This is a genomic window from Micromonospora sp. GCM10011541, from assembly GCF_042650725.1.
Taxonomy (GTDB): Bacteria; Actinomycetota; Actinomycetes; order Mycobacteriales; family Micromonosporaceae; genus Micromonospora; species Micromonospora sicca.
This window is the reverse complement of record NZ_JBHSBP010000055.1, coordinates 134,011-157,020: the sequence shown is the minus strand read 5'-3', so window position 1 is coordinate 157,020 and position 23,010 is coordinate 134,011. Positions and strand designations below refer to the sequence as shown.

The following is a 23,010-nucleotide window of genomic DNA, read 5'->3' as shown; positions in this document are numbered from 1 at the left end:
CCCCGCCCGGCCTAGCCGATGTCGCGGCGCTGCAGCAGCAGCCCGCCCAGGGCCGCGAAGGCGACCAGGTAGGCCGCGACGACCAGCGCCGCCTGCCCGCCGCCGACGGCCGCCGCGACGCCCGGGGTGTCCCCGGGCGCGCCGAGCGCCGCCGCCAGCGAACCCGCGTTCGGGCCGGGCAGGCCCTTCTGCACCTGGGCCACCCAGTCCAGCAGGGGCGCGGCGATCGCGGCGAGCAGGTTCTGCACCGCAAGCATCCACACCAGACCCAGCCCGACGGGCAGGGCCACCGCCCGCAGCGCGACGGCGAGCACGGCACCGAGCATGGCCCACATCGTCGCGATGAGCCACCCCGCCCCGATCCCGGTGAGCAGGTCGCCAGCCGCGGGCCAGTGCACCGGCTGCGACTCGGCGGCGGCGATCAGCCCGCCGGCCACCGCGCCGAGGACGAAGACGGAGAGCACCACGACCAGGGTGGCGACCGCCAGCGCGAGCAGCTTGCCGGCGTACACCTCCAGCCGGGAGGGGCCCTGGGCCAGGACGGTCTTCCAGGTGCCCCAGCCGTACTCGCCGCCGACGGTGAGGACGCCGAGGATCAGCACGATCGCGCCGAGGAAGACCGGCAGGCCGCCGAGCGAGTTGCCGACCAGGTGGTCCGGGAGCAGCATCGGCAGGGTCCGCTCGCTGTTCGGGCCGCCGGTGCCGCCGGCGATGCTCGCGTACGGGAAGACGTAGGTGAAGACCAGGGCGAGCACCAGCGTGATGGCCAGCAGCAGCCAGGACGCCGGCCGTCGGACGAGTTTGGCCAGTTCGGCCCGGGCGCTACGCGACATCGACCGTTCCCTTCTCGATGAGGTCGAAGAACACCTGCTCCAGGTCCCGCTCGCGGGGCCGCAGCTCGCGGACCGCCACCCCGGCGCCGACCAGCTCGGCGTTGAGCCAGGCCGCCCGCTCCGGCTCGACCGCCAGCTCCAACCCGCCGTCGACCACCCGTACCCGCTCCGGTCCGACCAGCTCGCCGGCCCGGGTGGCAGCCTCGTCGAGCGGGTCGGCGAGCACCCACAGGCCGGCCGCCCCGCGCAGCTCGGCGACGCTGCCCTCGGCGATCAGCCGTCCCCGGGAGATCACCCCGACCCGGTCGCAGACCTGCTCGACCTCGCCGAGCAGGTGGCTGGAGACCAGCACCGTGCAGCCGCCGGCGCCGAGGCGCCGGATCAGGGTGCGCATGTCCGCCATGCCGGCCGGGTCGAGGCCGTTGGTCGGCTCGTCCAGGATCAGCAGGCGTGGGTCCTTGAGCAGGGCGGCGGCCACGCCGAGCCGCTGCTTCATGCCCAACGAGTAGCCGGCGTACCGGTCGCCGGCCCGGTCGGTGAGGTCGACCAGGTCCAGCACCAGGGCCACCCGGTCGGCGCCGACGCCGGCGTAGCGGGCCAGCACCCGCAGGTTGTCCCGGCCGGAGAGGTAGGGGTAGAAGGCCGGCCCCTCGATCAGCGCGCCGACACCGCCGAGCCGGCCGGCGCCGGGCGTCCGGTCGAGCAGCCGTACGGTGCCGGACGTCGGGCGGACCAGCCCGAGCAGCATCCGCAGCGTGGTGGTCTTGCCGGCGCCGTTCGGGCCGAGAAAGCCGTACACCTCGCCGGCCCGGACGGTCAGGTCGAGGTCCCGCACGGCGGTCAGCCCGCCGTACCGTTTGGTGAGCCCCTGGGTCTGCACTGGCAGGTTCATGCTCCGAGGGTGCCGCCCGGCGGCCCGTCGCACGTCGCCCCGCGGGCGGCCCTCCGGCTACGCCCCGGGACGTAGCCGGGGGTGTGGATCGCGGCCCCGCCACCCGTCTCGAGCCGGCCGCGGCCCGTGGTTACACCGCGGCCAGTACGGCGCTCTCCAGCCGGGCCCGCTCGGCGTCGTCGGGCCAGCCGCCGACGAGGTAGAACGCGTCCACCACGTCGGCGCCGAGGGTGGAGATGCGGGCCGCCCGGACCTGCGCGCCGGCCTCGTCGAGGGCGCAGGTCACCCGGTAGAGCAGGCCGGCCGCGTCGGCCGCCCGCAGTTCCAGCAGCACCGCGTCGGTGGCCGCCTCCCGGTGCCAGACCACCCGGGGGGCGGCACCCTCGCCGCGCGCGGCGAGGGCCCGGCCGCGCAGCCGCTGGGTGACCGAGACGTCCCCGGCGACCGCCCGGCGCAGGTCGGCGCTGAGCGCGATCGGGTCGGGCGCGAGCCCGTAGCGGGGTTGCACCCGGCATTCGACCAGGGCCCGGCCGTCGACCGTGGAGGCGTCCGCGGACAGCACCTCGAGCCGGTGCAGGGCCAGGCAGCCGGCGACCGTCGCGAGCAGGCCCCGCCGGTCCGCCGCGGCCACCGCCACCCGGTCCCCGGTCAGGTGTACGACCGGCAGCGGCCCCGCGACCAGCGCCGGGTCGGGCGCCGGGGGCGCGGGCAGGACGCCGGTGTCCAGCGCGGTACGCACCCGGGCGACCAGTTCGGCGACGAGCCGTCCCTTCCAGTCCGACCAGGCGGCCGGCCCGGTGGCGGCGGCGTCGGCGCGCACCAGGGCGTGCAGCAGGTCCAGGGTGGTGGTGTCGCCGACCTGGTCGGCCACGTCGGCGATGGTCTTCGGGTCGGCGAGGTCCCGGCGGGTGGCGACGTCGGGCAGGAGCAGGTGCCGCCGGACCAGCGCGCCGATCAGCGCCGCCTCGCTGTCGGGCAGCCCGATCCGGGTGGCCACCGCCTCGGCCACCGGCGCGCCGACGGTGCTGTGGTCGCCCGGCAGGCCCTTGCCGATGTCGTGCAGGAACGCGCCGAGCAACAGCAGGTCCGGGCGGTCCACCTCGCGGGTGTGCCGGCTCGCCTCGTACGCGGTCTGCACCAGGTGCCGGTCCAGGGTGAACCGGTGCACCGGGTTGTGCTGGGGCAGGCTGCGCAGCCGGGTCCACTCGGGCAGCCAGCCGTCGATGAGGCCGTACCGGTCGCAGGTCTCCCAGGCGGGCACCAGGCCGGGACCGGCGCCGAGCAGGGTGATGAGCGCGGCCCGGGCGGCCGGCGGCCAGGGCGCGGGCAGCGGCGGGCAGTACGCGGCCAGCCACTCGCAGGTGGCCCGGGCGATGGGCAGCCGGGTGGCGGCCGCGGCGGCGGCGACCCGCAGCGACAGGCTGGGGTCGGGGCGGGCCCCGATGGCGGTGCGGGCGAGCACCAGCTCTCCGTCGTGTTCGACGACGTCGCGGGCCACGGGTCGGCGCAGCGGCCGGCCGTCGGCGCCCCGGCGGCGGCCGGAGCGGAGCCGGTCGGCGGCGCGCCAGGCGTCGTCGAGGGCGTGGCTGACGGTGCGGGCGTCCCCGGCGACCCGGCGCAGCAGGGCGTCGCCGTCGTCCGCAGCGAGCAGTTCGGCGACGCCGTCGCGTTCCTGCGCGACGAGCCGGTCGACCCGGCGGCCGACCTGCTGGTGCAGGGCGTCGCGGGTGTCCAGCAGGCGCAGGTGGGCGGCGCGGACGGCCGGGCGGAGCGCGTCGGTGATCCCGGCGGTGGCGATGGCCCGCAGGATGCCGACGTCGCGCAGCCCACCGGCCGCCTCCTTCAGGTCGCCCTCCAGCAGGAACGCGAGCTCGCCGTGGGCGGCCCAGCGGGCGGTGGTGATCTCCCGCAGGCCGGGGAGCTGGCGGACGGCGGTGCGCCGCCAGTGGTCGGTGGCGGTGCGGATGAGCTGGTCGGCGAGCGTCCGGTCACCGGCGAGATAGCGGGCGTCGAGCAGGCCGAGGGCCACCTTGACGTCGTCCTGCGCCACCGAGAGCGCCTCGGCGACGGTCCGTACGGAGTGGTCGAGCCGCAGCCCGGCGTCCCAGATCGGATACCAGAGCTTGGCGGCCAGCTCGTCGGTGCCGGGCACCCCGGCGTGCAGCAGCACCAGGTCGAGGTCCCCGTACGGCGCGCACTGCCGCCGCCCCAGCCCGCCGACGGCGATCAGCGCGATCCCGTCCTGCTCGGGCAGCAGCGCGCCCAGCCACGAGTCGAACGCGGCCGCCCGCGCCGCCCGCGCCGCCTCCCCGATCCCGGCGGGAACGCCGACGACCTCGTTGATCAAGAGCTCCGCGCCGCCGTCGCCGGGGCGTCCTGACGCGTTCTTCCTGATCAACGAGGTCATCGGTGCGGGTCTCCTACAGGGCGTCCAGGCCGCGTTCGCCGGTACGGACGCGGACGACCTCCTCGACGCCGGTCACCCAGACCTTGCCGTCGCCGATCTTGCCGGTCCGGGCCGCCGCCACGATGGCGTCGACGATCTTCTCGACGTCCATCTCGTCGGTGAGCACCTCGACCCGGATCTTGGGCAGGAACTCGACCGTGTACTCGGCACCCCGGTAGACCTCGGTGTGCCCCTTCTGCCGGCCGTACCCCTGGACCTCGCTGACGGTCAGGCCGGCCACGCCGAGGGCGTGCAGGGCCTCCTTCACCGCGTCCAGCTGGTACGGCTTGATGACCGCGGTCACCAGCTTCATGTCCAACCCCTCCATCCCAGGAACGTTAACCGGCGACCTTCTCGCTGACCGGCGCGGCGGGCTCGTCCGCCGGCTCGGCGGACTCCGGGGCAGGCTTGGCGGCGCCGATCCCGGCCATGGCGAACGCGCCGCCCGCGCTGCTGCCCGTGGTGGGCGACAGGTCGTACGCGCTCTCCGCGTGCTCGGCGACGTCGATGCCGGCGACCTCGTCCTCGGTGCCGGTCCGCAGCCCGATCAGCGCCTTGACCGCAAGCGCGATCAGCACGGCCACCCCGAAGGAGTAGACCGAGACGATCCCGCTGGCCAGCGCCTGCCGGCCGAGCTGGGTGACCCCGCCGCCGTAGAACAGACCCTCGCTCGCGCCGAGGCCCTCGATGGCGGAGTTGACCTGGAGGGTGGCGAAGAGGCCGATGAACAGCGACCCGATCCAGCCGGCGACGAAGTGCACGCCGACCACGTCGAGCGAGTCGTCGAAGCCGAACCGGTACTTCAGGCTCACCGCGACGGCGCAGACCGCGCCGGCGATCAGACCGAGCAGGACCGATGGGAGCGGGGCGATGAAGCCACAGGCCGGGGTGATCGCCACCAGGCCGGCGATGGCGCCGGAGGAGGCACCGACCAGGGTCGGCTTCTTGCTGCGCACCCACTCCACCAGGACCCAGCCGAGCACACCGGCGGCCGTGGCGACCTGGGTGTTGACGAAGGCCACCGCGGTGGTGCCGTCGACGGTCAGCTCCGAGCCGGCGTTGAAGCCGAACCAGCCGAACCAGAGCAGGCCGGCGCCGAGCGCCACGAACGGGATGTTGTGCGGCTTGAAGCTCTCCCGGGGCCAGCCCACCCGCTTGCCGAGCACCAGGACCAGGCCGAGCGCGGCGGCGCCGGCGTTGATGTGGACCGCGGTGCCACCGGCGAAGTCCAGCGCCTTGATCTTGGAGCCGATGAAGCCGCCGCCCCAGACCCAGTGCGCGACCGGCACGTAGACCAGGGTGAACCAGGCGAAGGCGAAGAGCAACCAGCCGGAGAACTTCAGCCGGTCGGAGACCGCGCCGGAGATCAGGGCCACGGTGATGACGGCGAACATCATCTGGAAGACCATGAAGACGTACGTGGGGATGCCGGTCCCCGCGCCGAGGAACAGCCACTCCTCGCCGATGAAGTTCGTCTGCGTGCCGAAGTACTGGGTGAAGCTGCCGATCACGTTGTTGGCCCCGGCGCTGTCGTTGGTGCCGAACGCCAGGGTGAAGCCGTAGATGACCCAAAGTACGGAGATGAGCCCGATCGCGGAGAAGCTCATCATCATCATGTTGAGTACGCCCTTGGACCGGTTGAGGCCGCCGTAGAACAGGGCCAGACCGGGCGTCATGAGCAGCACGAGCGCAGACGACAAGAGCAACCAGGCGGTGTTGCCGGTGTTGATCTCCACGCTGCCTCCTCTCGGTGTGGAAGTCCTCCCTCCGACTGAGACCTGGCAGCGTCGCCCGTCAGCCGGTTGCGCGGAAGCTTCGTCGCCGGCTGTTTCACTCAACGACCCCGGCCGATTTCCGGTCCGTGACGGTGTGTTTCGGACGTGTGAAGAAACCCGCACAGCCGCCGGGATGGGCGGCGGTGGATCGGCCGTACGGCGGGCGTCGATGGCCGGGCGACCACCGACGCCCCGCGACCCGGCCGATCAGCGCAGCGCGTACTCCAGGGCGTGCCGCTCGTAGTCGAGCAGCCGCAGGTCGCGCATCGGACGGCGGAGGTGCCCCTTGTGCACGATCCGGACGAACGCCGGGTCCCCGGCCGCGGCCATCCGGCGGATGCCCTCCACGTGGTCCACGATCCGCTTGCGGACGGTCCGGATCAGCCGGTGCCGGTCCCGCGGGATCAGCCCGTACGCGTCGGCGAACAGGCGCAGCCGGCGCGGCCGGTCGGGGTGCTTCCAGCCGAGGGTGATCGAGTCCCGGTCGGCGAAGATCGGCACCCAGGTCCAGGCCGCGTACGCCACGTCGTAGATCCGCGCGCCGGGCGAGGCGAGGTCGAAGTCGATCAGCCCCAGGGTGCCGTCGGGCCGCCAGATCACGTTGTGCGGGGCGGCGTCGTGGTGGCAGATCACCTCGGTGTCCGGCGGGGGCGGGCCGAACGAGCGCCAGACCGCCCCCGGCGGCGGGGTGAAGCCGTACTGGGCGTCGTGGAACATCCGCAGCATGGTGGCCACGGTCACCAGCGCCTCGTCGGTGACCCAGTGCGGGGCGAGCGGGTACTCCCCGCACTCCCCCTCCAGGTACGACAGGACCTCCCGGTTGCGCTCGTCCATGCCGAGGGCGCGGGGCGCGCCGGTGAACCCGACGTACTCCAGGTGGCGCAGCAGGGCGTGCACGGAGGGCGTCCAGGGCCCGGCGTTGCGCCGGACCGTGTCGCCCACCCGGACCACGGTGCTCACGTTCCCGCCGTGCAGCGGGATCTCCTGCGAAGTCACGTACGGTCTCCCGAGGCGCGGCGACGGGTGGCTGGGTTCGCGCCACCCCGCCCAGGCGCGATCGTCAGTCGTCACTCGAGGTTACGCGTCCCGGGCGAGCGGCTCGGTGCCGAGCAGCGCGTCGACGAACTGCGCCGGGTCGAACGGGGCCAGGTCGTCCGGGCCCTCGCCGAGGCCGACCAGCTTGACCGGGATGCCGAGCTTGCGCTGCACGGCGATCACGATGCCGCCCTTGGCCGTCCCGTCGAGCTTGGTCAGCACCACCCCGGTCACGTTGACCACCTCGGTGAAGACCCGGGCCTGCTCCAGGCCGTTCTGCCCGGTGGTGGCGTCCAGCACCAGCAGGGTCTCGTCGATCGGGCCGTGCTTCTCCACCACCCGCTTGACCTTGCCCAGCTCGTCCATCAGGCCGACCTTGTTCTGCAGGCGGCCGGCGGTGTCGATCAGCACGGTGTCGACCTGGGTGTCGATGCCGCGCTTGACCGCGTCGAAGGCGACGCTGGCCGGATCGGCCGCCTCGGGCCCGCGGACGGTCTCCGCGCCGACCCGGCCGCCCCAGGTCTCCAGCTGGTCGGCGGCGGCGGCCCGGAAGGTGTCGGCGGCGCCGAGCAGCACCGAGTGTCCGTCGGCGATCAGCACCCGGGCGATCTTGCCGCAGGTGGTGGTCTTGCCGGCGCCGTTGACCCCGACGACCAGCAGCACCCCCGGCATGCCCACCTTCGGGTCGGCGTTCAGCGACCGGTCCAGCGTCGGGTCGAGGGCGTTGACCAGTTCGGCGGCGAGCAGGGCGCGCAGCTCGCCGGCGGAGCGGGTGCCGAGCACCCGGGTCCGCTCCCGGAGCCGGTCGACGATCTCCCGGGTGGCGTCGATGCCGACATCGGCCGTGATCAGGCTGTCCTCGATCTCCTCCCAGGCATCCTCGTCCAGGTGGTCGCGGCTGAGCAGGCCGAGCAGGCCCTTGCCGAAGGCGTTCTGCGAGCGGGACAGCCGGGAGCGCAGCCGGACCAGCCGGCCGGCGGTGGGCTCGGGGACCTCGATGGTGGGGGGCGCGGGCGGGGCCTCGATCACCGGTGTCGGCTCGACCAGGACGCCGGTGGTGAGGTCGGCCTCCGCCGCTTCGACCGGCGGACCGGCCAGGCCCTCCTCGGCCCGGGTGTCGACCTCCGTCTTGGGCAGCGGCGGCTCCGGCCGCCGGCGCAGCCGTGGCACCACCAGCCCGAGGGCACCGAGGATCAGCACCCCGAGCAGGGCGAGCGCGATGAGGAGGTATTCCGTCATGCCGAAATCCTGTCAGATGCCGGCGACGGCGTCTCATCGACCGCACCCCGCCGCCGGTGCCGGCCGGCGGTAGGCTCGACGCCAGCCAGCTGTGGTGCGACCGCCGGCCGGGTAGTAAACATGAAGTCCGCTCACCTCGGAGGTCGGCCATGCCCCGCGCGCGCCTGCTCATCGGTCCGTTGCTGCGGCGGGTCGTCGGCACGCGGGCCACCGTCTGGGTCGAGACCAGCGCGCCCGCCGTGGTCACCGTCCGCACGGCCGACGGGGCCGCCGGGACCGCGCCGACCTTCTCCGCGTACGACCACCACTACGCGATCGTCGTGGTGGCGGGGCTCACCCCGGACAGCGCGACCAGCTACGAGCTGCTGATCGACGACGAGGTCGCCTGGCCGGTGCCGGAGAGCGGCTTCCCGGCCAGCGTCATCCGGACCCGGGCGGCCGACGACCGGGACCAGCCGGTGACCCTGATCTTCGGCTCGTGCCGGGAGACCACCCAGCACGCCACGGCCCGCAAGCTGCCCCCGGACGCGCTCGACGCGTACGCCCGGCGGCTGATCGCCGACCCGGGCCGGGCCGCCCGGCCGGACCTGCTGGTGCTCCTCGGCGACCAGGTCTACGCCGACGTCACCTCGCCGACCGTGCGGCGGCTGCTCAAGCGGCGTCGCCGGCGGCCGAAGGAGGCCCCGGCGACCCAGGTGGTCAGCTTCGACGAGTACACCAAGCTCTACCTGGAGTCCTGGCGCGACCCGGAGATCCGCTGGCTGCTCTCCACCGTGCCGAGCGTGATGATCTTCGACGACCACGAGATCATCGACGACTGGAACACCTCAGCCGACTGGCGGGCGGACATGCGCCAGCAGCCGTGGTGGGCCGAGCGGATCCGCAGCGGGCTCGCCTCGTACTGGGTCTACCAGCACCTGGGCAACCTCGCCCCGGACGAGATCGCCGCCGACCCGCTCTACGCGAAGGTGAGCGCGGCCGAGGACGCCACGAGCGTGTTGCAGGAGTTCGGCGAGCGGGTCGACACCGAGGCCGACGTCGCCCACGACACCGAACGCTGGCGCGCCGTGCAGTACCAGTGGAGCTACGCGCTGGACCTGGGCCGCACCCGCCTGGTGATGCTGGACAACCGGTCCAGCCGGGTGCTCGACCCGGGCAACCGGGCGATGCTGCCGCCGGGCGAGTGGTCGTGGTTCCTCGACCGGGCACACGGCGTGTACGACCACCTGGTGGTCGGCGCCTCGCTGCCCTGGCTGCTGCCGCCGGGCATCCACCACGTGGAGGCCTGGAACGAACGGCTGGCCGACTCCCGCCGGCCGTGGGTGGCCCGCCTCTCCGAGCAGGTGCGCCGGGCCCTGGACCTCGAGCACTGGGCGTCCTTCAGCCGCAGCTTCGAGGCGCTGGGCGAGCTGTTCGCCCGGCTCGGCAGCGGCACCCCGGGGCGCCCCGGCGACCGGGTCGGCGCCGGGCCGGCGTACGCCCCACCGGCCTCGATCAGCGTGCTCGGCGGTGACGTGCACCACTCGTACGTGGCCCGGGTCCGCTTCCCCGACCCGGCCGTCCGCACCCCGGTGCACCAGCTCACCTGCTCCCCCATCCACAACCAGGTGCCGGCCGCGATCCGCCCGCTGATGACGCTGGGCTGGTCACCCGGCCCGGCGGCGGCCACCCGCGCCCTGGCCCGCTCGGCCGGGGTGCGCCGCCCGGCGGTGCGGTGGAAGAGGCTGGCCGGGCCGTACTTCGGCAACGCGGTGGCCACGCTGACCCACCGCGGCCGCTCGGCCGAGGTGATGATCGAGGGCACCACGAGCGACGGCCGGCTCCGCACCGTGGCGCAGCGCCGGCTCACCGACGCGGCCTGAGTACGCTCGCTGCCGTGGACGAGCACCTGCCGGAGACGCTGCGCGCGGTGGAGGACGAGCTGGCCGCGTTGCTGCGCCGCGGGCGGGCGCTGTCCTGGGAGATCGCCCGGGAGGTGCATCCCAACCTGGAGCCGAACGCGTACGGCCTGCTGCTCTGGCTGCGGCGCTGCGGCTCGATCCGGCTGACCGAGCTGGCCGTCCGGCTCGGCATCGGCAAGGGGACGCTCAGCCGGCAGATCCACGGCCTCGAGGGGCTCGGCCTGGTGCGCCGCGACCCGGATCCGGGCGACCGGCGGGCGGCCCAGATCAGCCTCACCGAGGAGGGCACCCGCCGGTTCGACGCGGCCCGGTCGGCCCGGCTCGGGCAGATGCGGCACACGATGGAGAGCTGGCCGAGGCGGGACGTCGAGGAGTTCGCCCGGCTGCTCCACCGGTTCAACGAGACCTTCTGAGCCATTTCCGGCGGGAATAAGACCTGCGCCACGTCAGGTTGTTGCTTAAGGCAACCAACCCGTACGGTTGCCTGGAGCATTCTCTTCCCTGACTTCCACCGGAGGCACCCCACGATGAGCCAGGCGACAGCGCCCACCCGGGCGACGGCCGTGGACATGAACCACCGGCAGATCCTGGAGGCCCTCTCCGGCCTGCTGCTGGGCATGTTCGTCGCGATCCTCTCCTCCACGGTCGTCTCGAACGCGCTGCCGCGGATCATCACCGAGCTGCACGGCGGCCAGTCCGCGTACACCTGGGTGGTCACCTCGACGCTGCTGGCCACCACCGCGACCACCCCGATCTGGGGCAAGCTGGCCGACCTGACCAGCAAGAAACTCCTGGTCCAGCTCGCCCTGACGGTGTTCGTGCTGGGCTCGGTGCTGGCCGGGCTCTCCCAGTCCACCGGGCAGCTCATCGCCTGCCGGGTGCTCCAGGGCGTCGGCGCCGGTGGTCTGACCGCGCTCGCCCAGGTGATCATGGCGTCGATGATCGCGCCACGGGAGCGGGGCCGCTACAGCGGCTACCTCGGCGCGGTGATGGCCGTCGGCACCATCGGCGGCCCGCTGATCGGCGGCGTGATCGTGGACACCGACTGGCTCGGCTGGCGCTGGTGCTTCTACGTGGGCGTGCCGTTCGCGATCCTCGCCCTGATCGTGCTCCAGAAGACCCTGCACCTGCCGGTGGTCAAGCGGGAGGTGAAGATCGACTGGTGGGGCGCGACGCTGATCACCGCGGCCGTCTCGCTGCTGCTCGTCTGGGTCAGCCTCGCCGGCGACAAGTACGACTGGATCTCCTGGCAGACCGGCGTCATGGTGGTCGGCGCGCTGCTGCTCGGCGTGCTCGCCGTCCGGGTGGAGAACCGGGCCAGCGAGCCGATGATCCCGCCGCGGCTGTTCCGCAACCGCACCATCACCCTCGCCGTGGTGGCCAGCATCGCGGTCGGCGTCGGCATGTTCGGCGCCTCGGTCTTCCTCGGCCAGTACTTCCAGATCAGCCGCGGCGAGAGCCCGACCATGTCCGGCCTGATGACCCTGCCGATGATCGGCGGCCTGCTGGTCTCCTCCACGCTCGTCGGCCGGATCATCACCAACACCGGCCGGTGGAAGCGGTACCTGGTCGCCGGCTCGGCCCTGCTCACCGCCGGCTTCGCGTTGATGGGCACGCTCCGCTACGACACCCCGTACTGGCACCTCAGCATCTACATGGCGCTGATCGGCATCGGGGTCGGCATGACCATGCAGAACCTGGTCCTCGCCGTGCAGAACACCGTGGGCCCGCACGAGCTCGGCGCCGCCAGCTCGGTGGTGGCCTTCTTCCGCAGCCTCGGCGGCGCGATCGGCGTCAGCGTGCTCGGCGCGGTACTCGGCCACAAGGTCAAGGACTACATCGCCGACGGCCTGGCCGGGCTCGGCATCCCGAGCGCCGGCTCGGGCAGCGGCGGGGTCCTGCCGAACGTGCACACCCTGCCGGCCCCGATCCGGACGGTGATCGAGTCCGCGTACGGGCACGGCGCCGGGGACATCTTCCTGGCCGCCGCCCCGTTCGGGCTGATCGCCCTGATCGCGGTCTGCTTCATCAAGGAGGTGCCGCTGCGCCGGCACAACGGTGACCCGCTGACCGACGAGGTCGAGCGCGAGTCCACCGTGGCCGCCGGCGGCGGGGCCTCCGTGGTACGGACCGGCGTGCAGGACTGACCCGATGAGCATCCCGGTCGATCGTGAGGAGTACGGCCCGGAGGCCCGTCCCCTGCCGTTCGAACGCGGCACCGACGGGCCCCGGGTGGTCCTGGTCGGCGTGGACGGCACCCGGACCTCGCTGCGTGCCGCCTCGTACGCGGCGGGACTGGCCCGCCGGCAGGGCGCCGGGCTGGTCGTGGTCTTCGTCAGCTCCCCCGCCGCCTACACCGGACTGATCTCCGGCGTGGTGGCGGGGGCGGTGCAGCAGACCCACGACGAGCTCGCCGCCGAGCTGCGCGAGGAGTGCCGGCGCGGGGCCGAGGAACTGGGCCTGCCGGTGACGTTCCTGTGCCGGCGCGGCGACGCGTACACCGAGCTCCGCAAGGCGGCCGACGAGACCCGCGCGGACCTGGTCGTGGTGGGGTCGTCGGAGCAGGCCGGGCACCGCCTGGTCGGCTCGGTCGCCACCCGGCTGGTCCGCACCGGCCGCTGGCCGGTCGTCGTGGTGCCCTGATATTCCGTCGCGGCTGTCGGACCCGCCGACCAGGATGGCCGGCATGACCTGGAGAGCGCCGGAGATCACCCGGACCAACGAACCGTACGTCGCCGACGAGCGGACCATGCTGGAAGGCTGGCTCGACTACCACCGGCAGACCCTGCTGATGAAGTGCGCCGGCCTCACCGCCGAACAGTTGAAGACCCCCAGCGTGGAGCCGTCGGGGCTGACCCTGCTCGGCCTGGTCCGGCACATGGCGGACGTGGAGCGCTGGTGGTTCCGGATCCGGGCCGCCGGCCAGGACATCGCCGGCCTCTACGACGCCGAGGAGGACCCGGACGCCGACCTCAACGCCGTCGCCGACGCCGACCCGGAAGCCACCTTCGCCACCTTCGCCGCGGAGGTCGAGGCCGCCCGGGCCGCCGCCGCGGACCTCTCGCTGGACGACACCTTCCTGCGTCGCCGCCCCGACGGCAGCGCCGACGAGATGAACGTCCGCTGGGTGTACGTGCACATGATCGAGGAGTACGCCCGGCACAACGGCCACGCCGACCTGATCCGCGAACGCATCGACGGGGTCACCGGCGACTGACGCGTGATCCACTCCAGGTCGCCGAGGTGGCGGTGTCGTCCCGATCGGGCTGCCGCCACCTCGGCGAGACGGAGTCGCCTCAGTACGCCAGCGCCGCCCGCAGGTAGCGCAGGTCGTCCGGGCCGCCCCAGCGAAGCGCGGAGAGCCCGGCGGCGCGGGCGCCGCGGACGGCCCGGTCCTCGTCGTCGGTGAAGAGCACCCGGGCCGGCGGGGTCTCCAGCGCCGCACAGGCCGCCTCGAAGTACTCCTTGGCCGGCTTGTGCACGCCGATCACCGAGGAGTTGACGACAACGTCCAGCTCTTCGGTGAGGCCGAGCGCGGCGATGTCCGCGTCGAGCAGGTCGGTGGCGTTGGTGCCCAACCCCACCCGTACGCCGGCCGCCCGAACCTCGCGGAGGAACGCGAGCACGTCCTGGTCGACCTCGCCCCGGTAGCGCTGCCACTCCTCGACGGCCGCGCGGGCCCGTGCGGGGTCGCCCACCGAGGGGGTGAGCGCCTCGGCCACGCTGGTCATCCACTCGGCGTGGCTGACCTTGCCGGTCAGCACCGGCTGGAGCAGGCCCCAGGACATGGCGATCTCACCGAGGACGCCGTTGGGGAGCCCGTAGTCCCGCTCGACGCCAGCGGCCACCGCCGGGTCCCAGCGGCGCAGCACGCCGTCGAAGTCCACCAGGAGCGCCGTCGCGCGTTCCCGAGCCACTAGTCGTTCTCCTCGCCGCGGCCGGGCCGCTCCTCGTCCTCGGCCCGGTTGAGCCGTTGGCTGATCACCTGAGTGACGCCGCTGCGCATGGTCACACCGTAGAGCGCGTCGGCGATCTCCATGGTCCGCTTCTGGTGGGTGATCACGATCAGCTGGCTCTTCTCCCGCAACTGGGCCAGCAGGGTGATCAGGCGGCCCAGGTTCACGTCGTCGAGGGCCGCCTCCACCTCGTCCATGATGTAGAACGGGCTGGGCCGGGCGCGGAAGATCGCCACCAGCATCGCCACCGCGGTGAGCGACCGCTCGCCGCCCGACAGCAGCGACAGCCGCTTGATCTTCTTGCCCGGCGGCCGGGCCTCCACCTCCACGCCGGTGGCGAGCAGGTCCTCCGGGTCGGTGAGGATCAGCCGGCCCTCGCCGCCGGGGAAGAGCACGGTGAAGACCTGCTCGAACTCCCGGGCGGTGTCGGCGAACGCGCTGGCGAAGACCTCCAGGATCCGGTCGTCGACGTCCTTGACCACGGTGAGCAGATCCCGCCGGGTGGCCTTGAGATCCTCCAACTGCTCGGAGAGGAACTTGTAGCGCTCCTCCAGCGCGGCGAACTCCTCCAGCGCGAGCGGGTTCACCTTGCCCAGCAGGGCCAGTTCCCGTTCCGCCTTGGCCGCCCGCTTCTCCTGCACCGGGCGCTCGTAGCGAACCGGCTCGGGCACCGGCAGGCCGTCCCGTTCGGCCGCCGCCACGTCCACCTGGGTGGGCGGGACGAGCTGCGCCGGGCCGTACTCGGCGACCAGGGTCTCCACGTCCAGGCCGAAGTCCTCGGCGGCCTTGGCCTCCAACTGCTCGATGCGCAGCCGCTGCTCGGCGCGGGCCACCTCGTCCCGGTGCACCTGGCTGGTGAGCCGCTCCAGCTCCGCGCCGAGCCGCTTGGCCGCACCGCGCACCTCCTGGAGCTCCGCCTCGCGGGCGGCGCGCTCGCGGGCGACGCCGTCGCGGTGCTCCTCGGCCCGGGTGATGGACTCGGTGAGCCGGGTCAGCGCCTCGCGGGCGCCGCCGACCACAGCCCGGGCGATCGCCGCGCCGCGGGTCCGGGCCGCCCGCCGGGCCGCCGCACGTTCCCGCGCGGCCCGCTCGGCGGTCGCCTGCCGGGCGAGCGAGTCGGCCCGGCCGGCGATCGACGAGACCCGCTCCTCGGCGGTACGCACCGCGAGCCGGACCTCCATCTCGTTCTGCCGGGCCTGCGGCACCATCGCGGCGAGCTGGTCGCGTTCCTCGGTGGACGGTTCGGCGTCGAGGGGGGTGTCCTCGGCCAGCCGCAGCCGCTCCTCCAGCTCGGCCAAGGCGAGCAGGTCCCGTTCCCGGGCCGCCTCGGCGCGGGCCCGGGACTCGCCCAGCCGGTCCGTCTCCGCCTTCGCCGAGCGGGCGGCCGCGCCCAGCTCGGCGAGCCGGCGGGCGGCCGCGTTGCGGTGGCTCTCCGCCTCCCGCTTGGCGGCGGCGGCGTGCTGCACGGCCTCCTTCGCGGCGGCCACCTCGGCACGGGCGTCGACGAGCTGCTCGCGCAGCTCCGCGCTGGTCCGTTCGGCGGTGAGCCGGTTGGCCCGGGCCTCCTCGACGGCGGCCTGCACCTCGATGTAGCTGGGCGCCTTGGCCGACCCGCCGGCCGCCGCGTACGCCCCGACCACGTCCCCGTCCGGGGTGACCGCGCGCAGCTCCGGGTTGCCGGCGACCAGCTCGGCCGCGGCGGCCAGGTCGTCGACCAGCACCACGTCGCGCAGCGCCCGGTGCACGGCCGGGCGGATGTCGGCGCCGCACTCCACCAGGTCGGGCGCCCAGTGGGCGCCGTCGGGCAGCTTGGGGCGCAGCGCGTCGGCCGGACCGGCCATCCCGGGCCCGGCCGGGCTGCCGACCAGCAGTCCGGCCCGCCCGGAGTCGGAGATCTTCAGCAGCCGCATCGCCTCGACGGCCTCGTCCACCCCGCTGACCGCCACCGCGTCGGCGAGCCCGCCGAGCGCGGCGGCCAGCGCCGCCTCGCGGCCCGGGGCGACGGTGAGCAGCCCGGCCAGGCTGCCGAGCAGGCCGGGCACCTGGTCGGCGCGGGCCAGCAGCGCGCCCGCGCCGTCCTTGCGGCGCAGGCCGAGAGCGAGGGCCTCCTCGCGGGCCTTCCAGGTGGCGGCGTCCTTCTCGGCGGCGCGTTCGGCGTCGGCGAGGGTCCGGACGGTGGCCTGGGCCCGCTCCTGGGCGGCCACCGCCTCGGCGTGCCGGGCGTCGAGGTCGGCGTTGTCCCGGTCCGCCTCGGTGGACACCTCCTCGACGGCGTCCAGCTCCGCCTGGGCCTTCTCGGCGCGGGCCATCGCGTCGGCGTGGGCGGCGGCGAGCCGTTCGATCTCCTCGCCGGCGCTGGTGGTCCGGGCCCGGGCCGAGTTCACCTGACCGGTGAGCCGGGCCAGCCCCTCCCGCCGGTCGGCGATGGCCTTGGCGGCGGAGACCAGCTCCCGCTCGGCGGCGGCGAGCTGCCGTTCCAGCTCCTGCCGGTGCTCGACGGCCTCGGCCAACCGGATCTGGTCCTCGGTCAGCGCCGCGCGCAGCTCCTCCTCCTGCTCACGGACCCGCTGCGACTCGGCCTCCAGCTGGTCCGGGTCGCGGCCCGGGCGCTCGTCGTCGCCGACGGCGCTGAGGTGGCGCAGCCGCTCGCGGGCGAGCTGCTCGATCGAACGGAACCGCTCGGAGAGGGCGGAAAGCTTGTACCAGGTGTCCTGGGCGGCGGCGAGCAGCGGCGCGTCCTCGGCGAGGGCGCCCTCCAGCTCGCCGAGCCGGGCCTGCACCTCGGTGTGCTCCGCCTCGATCTGCTCCCGCCGCTCGCGCAGCGCCGTCTCGTCGGCGATCTCCTTGTCCAGCGTGGTGCGCAGGGTGGCGAGGTCGTCGGCGAGCAGCCGCAGCCGGGCGTCACGCAGGTTGGCCTGGATGGCGGCGGCGCGGCGGGCCACCTCGGCCTGCCGGCCCAGCGGCTTGAGCTGGCGGCGCAGCTCGGCGGTGAGGTCGGTGAGCCGGTTGAGGTTGGTCTGCATCGCGTCGAGCTTCCGCAGCGCCTTCTCCTTGCGCTTGCGGTGCTTGAGGACGCCGGCCGCCTCCTCGATGAACGCCCGCCGGTCCTCCGGCTTGGCGTGCAGCATGCCGTCCAGCCGCCCCTGGCCGACGATGATGTGCATCTCCCGGCCGATGCCGGAGTCCGACAGCAGCTCCTGGATGTCCAGCAGGCGGCAGGAGTCGCCGTTGATCTCGTACTCGCTCTCGCCGGAGCGGAACATCCGGCGGGTGATGGAGACCTCGGTGTACTCGATCGGCAGCGCGCCGTCGGTGTTGTCGATGGTGAGGGTGACCTCGGCCCGGCCCAGCGGCGCCCGCCCGGCGGTGCCGGCGAAGATGACGTCCTCCATCTTGCCGCCGCGCAGCGCCTTGGCGCCCTGCTCGCCGAGCACCCAGGCGATGGCGTCGACGACGTTGGACTTGCCGGAGCCGTTCGGGCCCACCACGCAGGTGATCCCGGGCTCCAGCTTCAGCGTCGTCGCGGAGGCGAAGGACTTGAAGCCCTTCACCGTCAGGCTCTTGAGATGCACCTTCTCGATCCTCGTCCGGTGGCCGCCGTACCGTCGCCGGCTGCGCGGACCTGGTGAACCCGCAGACTAACCCGGGGGTCGGGGCACCGCCGCACGCGACCCACCCGCGCCGGTCGCGCGCCGATCCGCCAGGAGTGTTCGCCGGTGGCGAGAATTACAAGATCGCTATTCGCGTTCCGCGCCCCCGGCGCGCATTTCCCCGAGCGATTCACAAGATCGGGAAAGCGGCGAGGAAATGGGCGCGGACAGAACTGCGCGCCGGCACTTGAGTGTCGGCGCGCGTTTTCGTGTGGTGCGATTCAGTTTTCCGACAACCGGAGATCAGGTCAGCGCCGGCTCGGCCAGCCGGAGGAGGTCGTCAGCCTCCGCCGCGGCCGCCGCAAGCCGATCGTTCTCGGCGCGCAGACGCGTGATCTCGAACTCCAGTGCCTGAACCCTGGCACGCAGTCGGGTGACCTCGTCGAGCAGACGCCGGTCGGGCGCTGCACCTACGTGGCCGTAGAGGGCCTTCGCCATGCTGACTCCTTGATATGCGCTGCCGGAAAGGCCGGCCAACGCGCGCCCCTGGTGTTCGCGGCTGTCATCCCACCGATAAGTGGGCATGACCGGGCGCGACTGGCGACACCTACATATTGAGCCGAAAACCCCTCCTTCGTCAAGTTCCCGCAGGCCGTAGATCATCTCCACGTCGACCTGTCCACTTGTCGGGGGGCTGCCACAAGGCGCGGACACGCTCTGTCCGGACGACTTAACTGTACGCCCGGGATTGCGCGAACGCCTCCACCCGTCTGTCCGCTTCCCCTTAACTCTTTCTTAGCCACGTTGCCGCAGCTCGTGGCCCACCCGTACGGTCAGCCCGGCCCGCAACCGACCCCGTGGAGGCGACAGGCGTGTACCGCTGGACCGACCCGACCGACCCGGACGACGCTCACCGGCGTCCCGAGCCGCCGACCGACCACCCCCCGGCGTGGCTCACCGACCGGCCGGAGCCGCGGTCGTCGTACCTCTTCGGTGACGAGCCGGCGGAGCCCGGGCACGCCTGGCGGGAGCGCCCCACCGAGCGATGGCAGCCCGACCGGACCGGTGAACTCCCCTTCCCGGTGGCACCGTTCGAGCAGCCTGACGCCTACCGCGCCGACCGCACGGGCGAGTTGCCCCGGGTCGCCCCGTTCGAGGAGGCCGGCCGTCACCCCGGCGGCTACCCCGGGCCCGACGGGGCGACCCCGGCCGACCTGACCGCGTTCCGGGCCGCCCCGGATGCGGGCCCCGGCGGCTCCGGCGAGGGCCGGCACCGGCAGGCCCGGCGCTTCCCCCGGCCGCTCCTGATCGGCGGGGCCGCCGCCGCGGCGACCCTGGTGGTGAGCCTGGGCGTCGGCGCCCTGCTGCTGCCGGGCAGCGGCCAGCAGACCGACCCGACGGCCGTCGACGACACCGTGGCCGCCGCCCCCGCCGCGCCGAGCACCGACGCCGCCCCAGGTGACGCGCTCGCCCCGCCCTCCCCCACGGTGAAGCCGAGCACCGCCCGGCCGAGCCCGTCGGCCAGCCGGACGGCCGCGCCGAAGCCCAGCCGCACCACCGCACCGTCCCGTCAGCTCGACCGCGCCGCCGCACCGAGCCGCAGCACCGCCACCACCACCACGACCGGCCGGATCAGCGCCGAGCTCCAGGAAGTGGTCGACCTGGTGAACAAGGAGCGGGCCAAGGCCGGCTGCAAGGCGCTCAGCATCGACGACAAGCTGATGAAGGCGGCCCAGGCACACAGCCAGGACCAGGCCGACCACAAGACCATGTCGCACGACGGCAGCGACGGCAGCGACGTCGGCGACCGGCTCGACCGGGTCGGCTACGCCTGGCGGGCGTACGGCGAGAACGTCGCCTGGAACCAGCAGACGCCGGCCGCCGTGATGGACGCCTGGATGAACAGCCCGGGGCACCGGGCCAACATCCTGAACTGCTCCTTCACCGAGATCGGCGTCGGTGTGGCGCGGAGCAACGGGCCGTACTGGACGCAGGACTTCGGCACCCCGCGCTGACCGAACGCGAGTCGTGACCGGGTCCGCGGTCGTTTGACCGGGTGAGGTACGCCGGGGTCAGCCCGGCGTACCGGCAGGGGCGGCGGGGTGCCGCCCGCTACCCGGGAGCTGCCGATGCGGATCCGGCCGGCCCGGCCCGCACCGTGGGTCCGGCCAGCGCGCGCCCTCCGGCGCGGACTGCGCCGGACCCTGCCGGCGCTGGTGCCGCTGCTGCTGCTCGCCCCGCTGCCCGGCTGCCGGGCCGAACTGCTCCCGCCCGGGGCACCCACCCCGTGGCCGGTCGAGTCGGCCCACCGGTGGCAGTGGCAGTGGCAGCTCAGCGGCACGCTCGACGTCACGGCCGAGGCGGACGTCTTCCTGCTCGATCCGGTGCGGACCACCTCCACCGAGACCGCGGCGCTGCGCGCCCGGGACCGCCGGCTGGTCTGCCAGGTGCGGGTCGGCACGTACGCCGGCACGGACCCGGACGCCAGCCGCTTCCCGACCGCCGTCCGCGGCACCGCGGCGGCGGGCCGGCCGGGCAGCCGCTGGCTGGACGTGCGGCAGTGGGACACGCTGAAACCGGTGCTGGCCGACCGGTTCCGGCTGTGCCGGGGCAAGGGCTTCGGGGCGGTGGCGCTCGCCGATGCCGACGGGTATCTGCACCGGCCCGGCTTTCCGCTCGACTTCGACGACCAGTTGCTGTTCAACCGGCGGCTGGCCACCCTCGCCCGGTCCCTCGACCTCTCCCCCGGCCTGGTCAACGACGTGCCGCAGGTCGCCGCGCTGGCGCCGGACTTCGACTTCGCGGTCAACGAGGAGTGCGTCCGGCGGCGGCAGTGCGCCAAGCTGCTGCCCTTCACCGACGCCCACAAGCCGGTCTTCCACGTCGAGTACACCGGCAGCCCGGACGAGTTCTGCGTGACCACCGTCGGGTACGGGTTCGCCTCCATCCGCAAGGACCGCGACCTGGACGCCTGGCGGGAGTCCTGCCCGCTCCCCTGACCGGCCCGGGCGGTGGCGACGTCCGTGACCGATGGTGGTCAGCCGGCAGCGGCGCCCGCGGCCTCGCGCGGGACCGGGACGTGACGAGGGGCCCCGGCGCCGGGGGCCCCCCTCGTGCGGCGCAGGTCAGCGGGCGCCGACCAGCTCCGGCGCCGGGGTGGGCGGGTCGGCCGGCGGGGTCGCCGCCCGGGCCCGCAGGAAGCGCGGCGCCCACCAGTTCGCGTCGCCGAGCAGAGTCATGAGGGACGGCAGCACGACCGCCCGGATGATCGTGGCGTCCAGCAGGATCGCCGCGGCCAGCCCGATGCCGAGCTGCTTCATGTCGATCGTGCTGAGCGAGGCGAAGATCGCGAAGACGCCGACCATCACGATCGCCGCGCTGGTCACCACGCCCGCCGACGAGCTGATCCCGTACGCCACCGCGTCCCGGTTCGACATGCCGCTGCGGACGCCCTCCCGGATCCGGCTGACCACGAAGACGTGGTAGTCCATCGACAGGCCGAAGAGCACCACGAAGAGGAAGAGCGGCAGCCAGGAGACGATCGCCCCCATCGAGGTGAAGCCGAGCACCCCCTCCGCCCAGTCACCCTGGAAGACCAGCACCAGCAGCCCGTACGCGGCCCCGGCGGAGAGCAGGTTGAGGACGATGGCGGTGAGCGCGATCACCACCGACCGGAACGTCCAGGCCATCACCAGGAAGGTCAGCGCCAGCACGAAGCCGATCACCACGGGCAGCTTGTCCCGGACGTGTGCGGCGTAGTCCTCGCTGTCGGCGACGCCGCCGCCGATCGCGTACTCGATGCCCGGATGCCGCGCAGCGCGGCGGGCGCCAGGTCGTCGCGCAGCTCGTGCAGCGACCGGGCCGCCTCGTCGGTGCGGCTGGCGTACGGGGTGGCCACCTCCAGCACCGACACCCGGCGGTCCGCCGACACCTCGATCTTCGGGCCGTCCCCCTCGGCCGGCGCGAAGAGCGGGTCGGCGGCGGCCCGCCCGGCCAGGTCGGTCAGCGCCGCCCGGACCCGGTCGGCCTGCTCGGCCGGCGCCCGCACCGCCACGGTGTGGCTGGTGCCGGTGCTCGGAAAGGCCGCGGTGAGCCGGTCGTACGCCTGCATGGCCGCCGTGGTCCGGGGCAGGTCCTCCATGCCGGGGAACTTCAGCTTCAGGCCCAGCGCCGGGGCGGCCAGGGCGAGCAGCAGCCCCACCGAGACGACCAGGGTGGCCAGCGGCGCCCGCAGCGCCGGCTTGAGGACGGCCGGCCAGAACCGTGGCGCCCGCTCCCCGGGCCGCCCGGTACGCGGCGCGGTGAGCCGCCAGAGCAGCGGCACCCGGGGCCGGTCCACCCAGCGGCCCAGCTTGGCCAGCAGCGCCGGGAGCACGGTCAGCGAGCCGGTCACCGCGACCGCGACCACCAGGATCGAGCCGACGGCGAGCGAGGAGAAGACCGCGTCGTTGGCGAGCAGCAGCCCGGCCATCGAGATGATCACGGCGAAGCCGGAGACCACCACGGCGTGCCCGGAGGTCTCCGCCGCGATCTCCACCGCGTCCAGGCCGGAGCGGCCCTTCGCCCGTTCCTCCCGTTCCCGGCGGACGTAGAAGAGCGAGTAGTCGACGCCGACGGCCATGCCGATCAGCAGGATCACACTGGCCGTGGTGTCGGTCGCGGGCACCAGGTGCGAGGCGAGGGTGGAGAGCCCCATCGCCGCCGCCACCGAGGAGAGCGCGAGCAGCACCGGCACGCCGGCGGCGATCAGCGCCCCGAACGCGATGATCAGGATGGCCAGGGTGACCGGCAGGCTGAGCAGTTCGGCCCGCTTGAAGTCCTTGCCCAGGGTGTCGTCCAGCGCCTTGTTGATCGACGGCCCGCCGACCTGCTCGACCCGCAACTGCGGGTGCGCCTGCTGGACGCGCGCGGTCTCGTCCCGCAGCGGCTGCACCCGGTCCGAGGCGGTCTTCGGGTCGCCGGACATGGTGATCGGCACCAGCAGCGCGCGGCCGTCGCGGGACGGCATCGGCGCGCCCACCGAGGCGACGCCGTCGATCTGGCGCAGCCGCGCCGCGGTGTCGTCGGCGGCGGCCTTCGCCGCCGTCTGGTCGAGCGCCCCGGCGCGGGGCGTGATCAGCACGTTCTCCACCGCGGGCCGGTCGAAGTTCCCGCCGTCGACGATCAGCTGGGCCCGTCCCGCCTCGCCGATCGCCATGTCCTCGTCGGTCGCCTCGGTCAGGCCGGCGGCGTTCCCGCCGACGAAGCACACCGCCACGAAGACCACCCAGAGCCCGATGGCCCGCCACGGATGCTCCGCACTCCACCGCGCCAACCGCACCGTCACCGGTCGCCTGCCCATCT

The 23,010-nt window shown here is 73.9% G+C and carries 17 protein-coding genes and 1 pseudogene; 7 read left to right on the top strand and 11 right to left on the bottom strand.

Going from position 1 to position 23,010, the window contains the following annotated elements; all coding sequences use genetic code 11:
* Nucleotides 1-11 precede the first annotated feature (11 nt).
* From ACFOYX_RS22835 to ftsY, 7 genes are all read right to left on the bottom strand, one after another.
* Nucleotides 12-833 (bottom strand): ABC transporter permease subunit, encoded by an 822-nt coding sequence (locus tag ACFOYX_RS22835; protein ID WP_322440799.1) that lies wholly within the window; start codon nt 831-833, stop codon nt 12-14.
* A complete protein-coding gene (locus tag ACFOYX_RS22830) occupies nt 823-1,725 on the bottom strand; it encodes an ABC transporter ATP-binding protein (protein WP_322440800.1) in 903 nt (300 codons plus the stop codon). The genes ACFOYX_RS22835 and ACFOYX_RS22830 overlap by 11 nt, the downstream gene beginning before the upstream one ends.
* A 130-nt stretch (nt 1,726-1,855) precedes the next feature.
* Nucleotides 1,856-4,132 carry a [protein-PII] uridylyltransferase gene (locus ACFOYX_RS22825; RefSeq protein WP_322440801.1) on the bottom strand — a complete coding sequence of 759 codons (2,277 nt, stop codon included), beginning with the start codon at nt 4,130-4,132 and terminating at the stop codon, nt 1,856-1,858.
* Between the two features lie 13 nt (nt 4,133-4,145).
* On the bottom strand, nt 4,146-4,484 hold the full coding sequence (locus tag ACFOYX_RS22820) for a P-II family nitrogen regulator (RefSeq protein WP_170839442.1): 339 nt from the start codon (nt 4,482-4,484) through the stop codon (nt 4,146-4,148).
* 25 nt (nt 4,485-4,509) lie between these two features.
* Nucleotides 4,510-5,907: an ammonium transporter gene (locus tag ACFOYX_RS22815; protein ID WP_322440802.1), complete on the bottom strand. Its 1,398-nt coding sequence runs from the start codon at nt 5,905-5,907 to the stop codon at nt 4,510-4,512.
* A 246-nt stretch (nt 5,908-6,153) separates the two neighbouring features.
* Complete coding sequence (locus ACFOYX_RS22810) at nt 6,154-7,017, bottom strand: aminoglycoside phosphotransferase family protein (RefSeq protein WP_201749709.1); 864 nt, start codon at nt 7,015-7,017, stop codon at nt 6,154-6,156.
* A gap of 6 nt (nt 7,018-7,023) precedes the next feature.
* Complete coding sequence (ftsY, locus tag ACFOYX_RS22805; protein WP_322440803.1) at nt 7,024-8,220, bottom strand: signal recognition particle-docking protein FtsY; 1,197 nt, start codon at nt 8,218-8,220, stop codon at nt 7,024-7,026.
* Nucleotides 8,221-8,369: 149 nt separating this feature from the next.
* Here ftsY and ACFOYX_RS22800 point away from each other — a divergent pair, with 149 nt between their 5' ends.
* The 5 genes from ACFOYX_RS22800 (at nt 8,370) to ACFOYX_RS22780 (ending at nt 13,338) form a co-directional block, all read left to right on the top strand.
* The gene (locus ACFOYX_RS22800) at nt 8,370-10,082 is read left to right on the top strand and encodes an alkaline phosphatase D family protein (RefSeq protein WP_322440804.1); all 1,713 of its coding nucleotides are present in this window, start codon (nt 8,370-8,372) and stop codon (nt 10,080-10,082) included.
* 14 nt (nt 10,083-10,096) lie between these two features.
* Nucleotides 10,097-10,534 carry a MarR family transcriptional regulator gene (locus tag ACFOYX_RS22795; protein WP_238454455.1) on the top strand — a complete coding sequence of 146 codons (438 nt, stop codon included), beginning with the start codon at nt 10,097-10,099 and terminating at the stop codon, nt 10,532-10,534.
* Between the two features lie 114 nt (nt 10,535-10,648).
* Entirely contained in the window at nt 10,649-12,268 is a 1,620-nt protein-coding gene (locus ACFOYX_RS22790) for an MDR family MFS transporter (RefSeq protein WP_322440805.1), read from the top strand.
* A gap of 4 nt (nt 12,269-12,272) precedes the next feature.
* Nucleotides 12,273-12,764 (top strand): universal stress protein, encoded by a 492-nt coding sequence (locus ACFOYX_RS22785; RefSeq protein ID WP_322440806.1) that lies wholly within the window; start codon nt 12,273-12,275, stop codon nt 12,762-12,764.
* Between the two features lie 43 nt (nt 12,765-12,807).
* Nucleotides 12,808-13,338: a DinB family protein gene (locus tag ACFOYX_RS22780; protein ID WP_322440807.1), complete on the top strand. Its 531-nt coding sequence runs from the start codon at nt 12,808-12,810 to the stop codon at nt 13,336-13,338.
* Nucleotides 13,339-13,417: 79 nt separating this feature from the next.
* Here ACFOYX_RS22780 and ACFOYX_RS22775 read toward each other — a convergent pair whose 3' ends face one another.
* The 3 genes from ACFOYX_RS22775 to ACFOYX_RS22765 form a co-directional block, all read right to left on the bottom strand.
* The gene (locus tag ACFOYX_RS22775; protein WP_238454458.1) at nt 13,418-14,038 is read right to left on the bottom strand and encodes an HAD family hydrolase; all 621 of its coding nucleotides are present in this window, start codon (nt 14,036-14,038) and stop codon (nt 13,418-13,420) included.
* On the bottom strand, nt 14,038-17,649 hold the full coding sequence (gene smc, locus ACFOYX_RS22770; protein ID WP_322440808.1) for a chromosome segregation protein SMC: 3,612 nt from the start codon (nt 17,647-17,649) through the stop codon (nt 14,038-14,040). Before smc ends, ACFOYX_RS22775 begins: the two co-directional genes overlap by 1 nt.
* A 321-nt stretch (nt 17,650-17,970) precedes the next feature.
* Entirely contained in the window at nt 17,971-18,165 is a 195-nt protein-coding gene (locus ACFOYX_RS22765) for a hypothetical protein (protein ID WP_089010688.1), read from the bottom strand.
* Nucleotides 18,166-18,539: 374 nt separating this feature from the next.
* Between ACFOYX_RS22765 and ACFOYX_RS22760 the strand changes: the two genes are divergently transcribed.
* On the top strand, nt 18,540-19,682 hold the full coding sequence (locus tag ACFOYX_RS22760; RefSeq protein WP_322440809.1) for a CAP domain-containing protein: 1,143 nt from the start codon (nt 18,540-18,542) through the stop codon (nt 19,680-19,682).
* Between the two features lie 114 nt (nt 19,683-19,796).
* Nucleotides 19,797-20,666 (top strand): endo alpha-1,4 polygalactosaminidase, encoded by an 870-nt coding sequence (locus ACFOYX_RS22755; protein ID WP_322440810.1) that lies wholly within the window; start codon nt 19,797-19,799, stop codon nt 20,664-20,666.
* 126 nt (nt 20,667-20,792) lie between these two features.
* Here ACFOYX_RS22755 and ACFOYX_RS22750 read toward each other — a convergent pair.
* Nucleotides 20,793-23,008: pseudogene (locus ACFOYX_RS22750) on the bottom strand (MMPL family transporter).
* Nucleotides 23,009-23,010: the final 2 nt, after the last annotated feature.

What these genes read in the sequence shown, in the direction of transcription:
- ACFOYX_RS22825 (WP_322440801.1), bottom strand. Translation starts at nt 4,132, where the DNA reads ATGACCTCGTTGATCAGGAAGAACGCGTCAGGACGCCCCGGCGACGGC.
- ACFOYX_RS22790 (WP_322440805.1), top strand. Translation starts at nt 10,649, where the DNA reads ATGAGCCAGGCGACAGCGCCCACCCGGGCGACGGCCGTGGACATGAAC.
- ACFOYX_RS22800 (WP_322440804.1), top strand. Translation starts at nt 8,370, where the DNA reads ATGCCCCGCGCGCGCCTGCTCATCGGTCCGTTGCTGCGGCGGGTCGTC.
- ACFOYX_RS22780 (WP_322440807.1), top strand. Translation starts at nt 12,808, where the DNA reads ATGACCTGGAGAGCGCCGGAGATCACCCGGACCAACGAACCGTACGTC.
- ACFOYX_RS22765 (WP_089010688.1), bottom strand. Translation starts at nt 18,165, where the DNA reads ATGGCGAAGGCCCTCTACGGCCACGTAGGTGCAGCGCCCGACCGGCGT.
- ACFOYX_RS22820 (WP_170839442.1), bottom strand. Translation starts at nt 4,484, where the DNA reads ATGAAGCTGGTGACCGCGGTCATCAAGCCGTACCAGCTGGACGCGGTG.
- ACFOYX_RS22755 (WP_322440810.1), top strand. Translation starts at nt 19,797, where the DNA reads ATGCGGATCCGGCCGGCCCGGCCCGCACCGTGGGTCCGGCCAGCGCGC.
- ACFOYX_RS22785 (WP_322440806.1), top strand. Translation starts at nt 12,273, where the DNA reads ATGAGCATCCCGGTCGATCGTGAGGAGTACGGCCCGGAGGCCCGTCCC.
- ACFOYX_RS22835 (WP_322440799.1), bottom strand. Translation starts at nt 833, where the DNA reads ATGTCGCGTAGCGCCCGGGCCGAACTGGCCAAACTCGTCCGACGGCCG.
- ACFOYX_RS22830 (WP_322440800.1), bottom strand. Translation starts at nt 1,725, where the DNA reads ATGAACCTGCCAGTGCAGACCCAGGGGCTCACCAAACGGTACGGCGGG.
- ftsY (WP_322440803.1), bottom strand. Translation starts at nt 8,220, where the DNA reads ATGACGGAATACCTCCTCATCGCGCTCGCCCTGCTCGGGGTGCTGATC.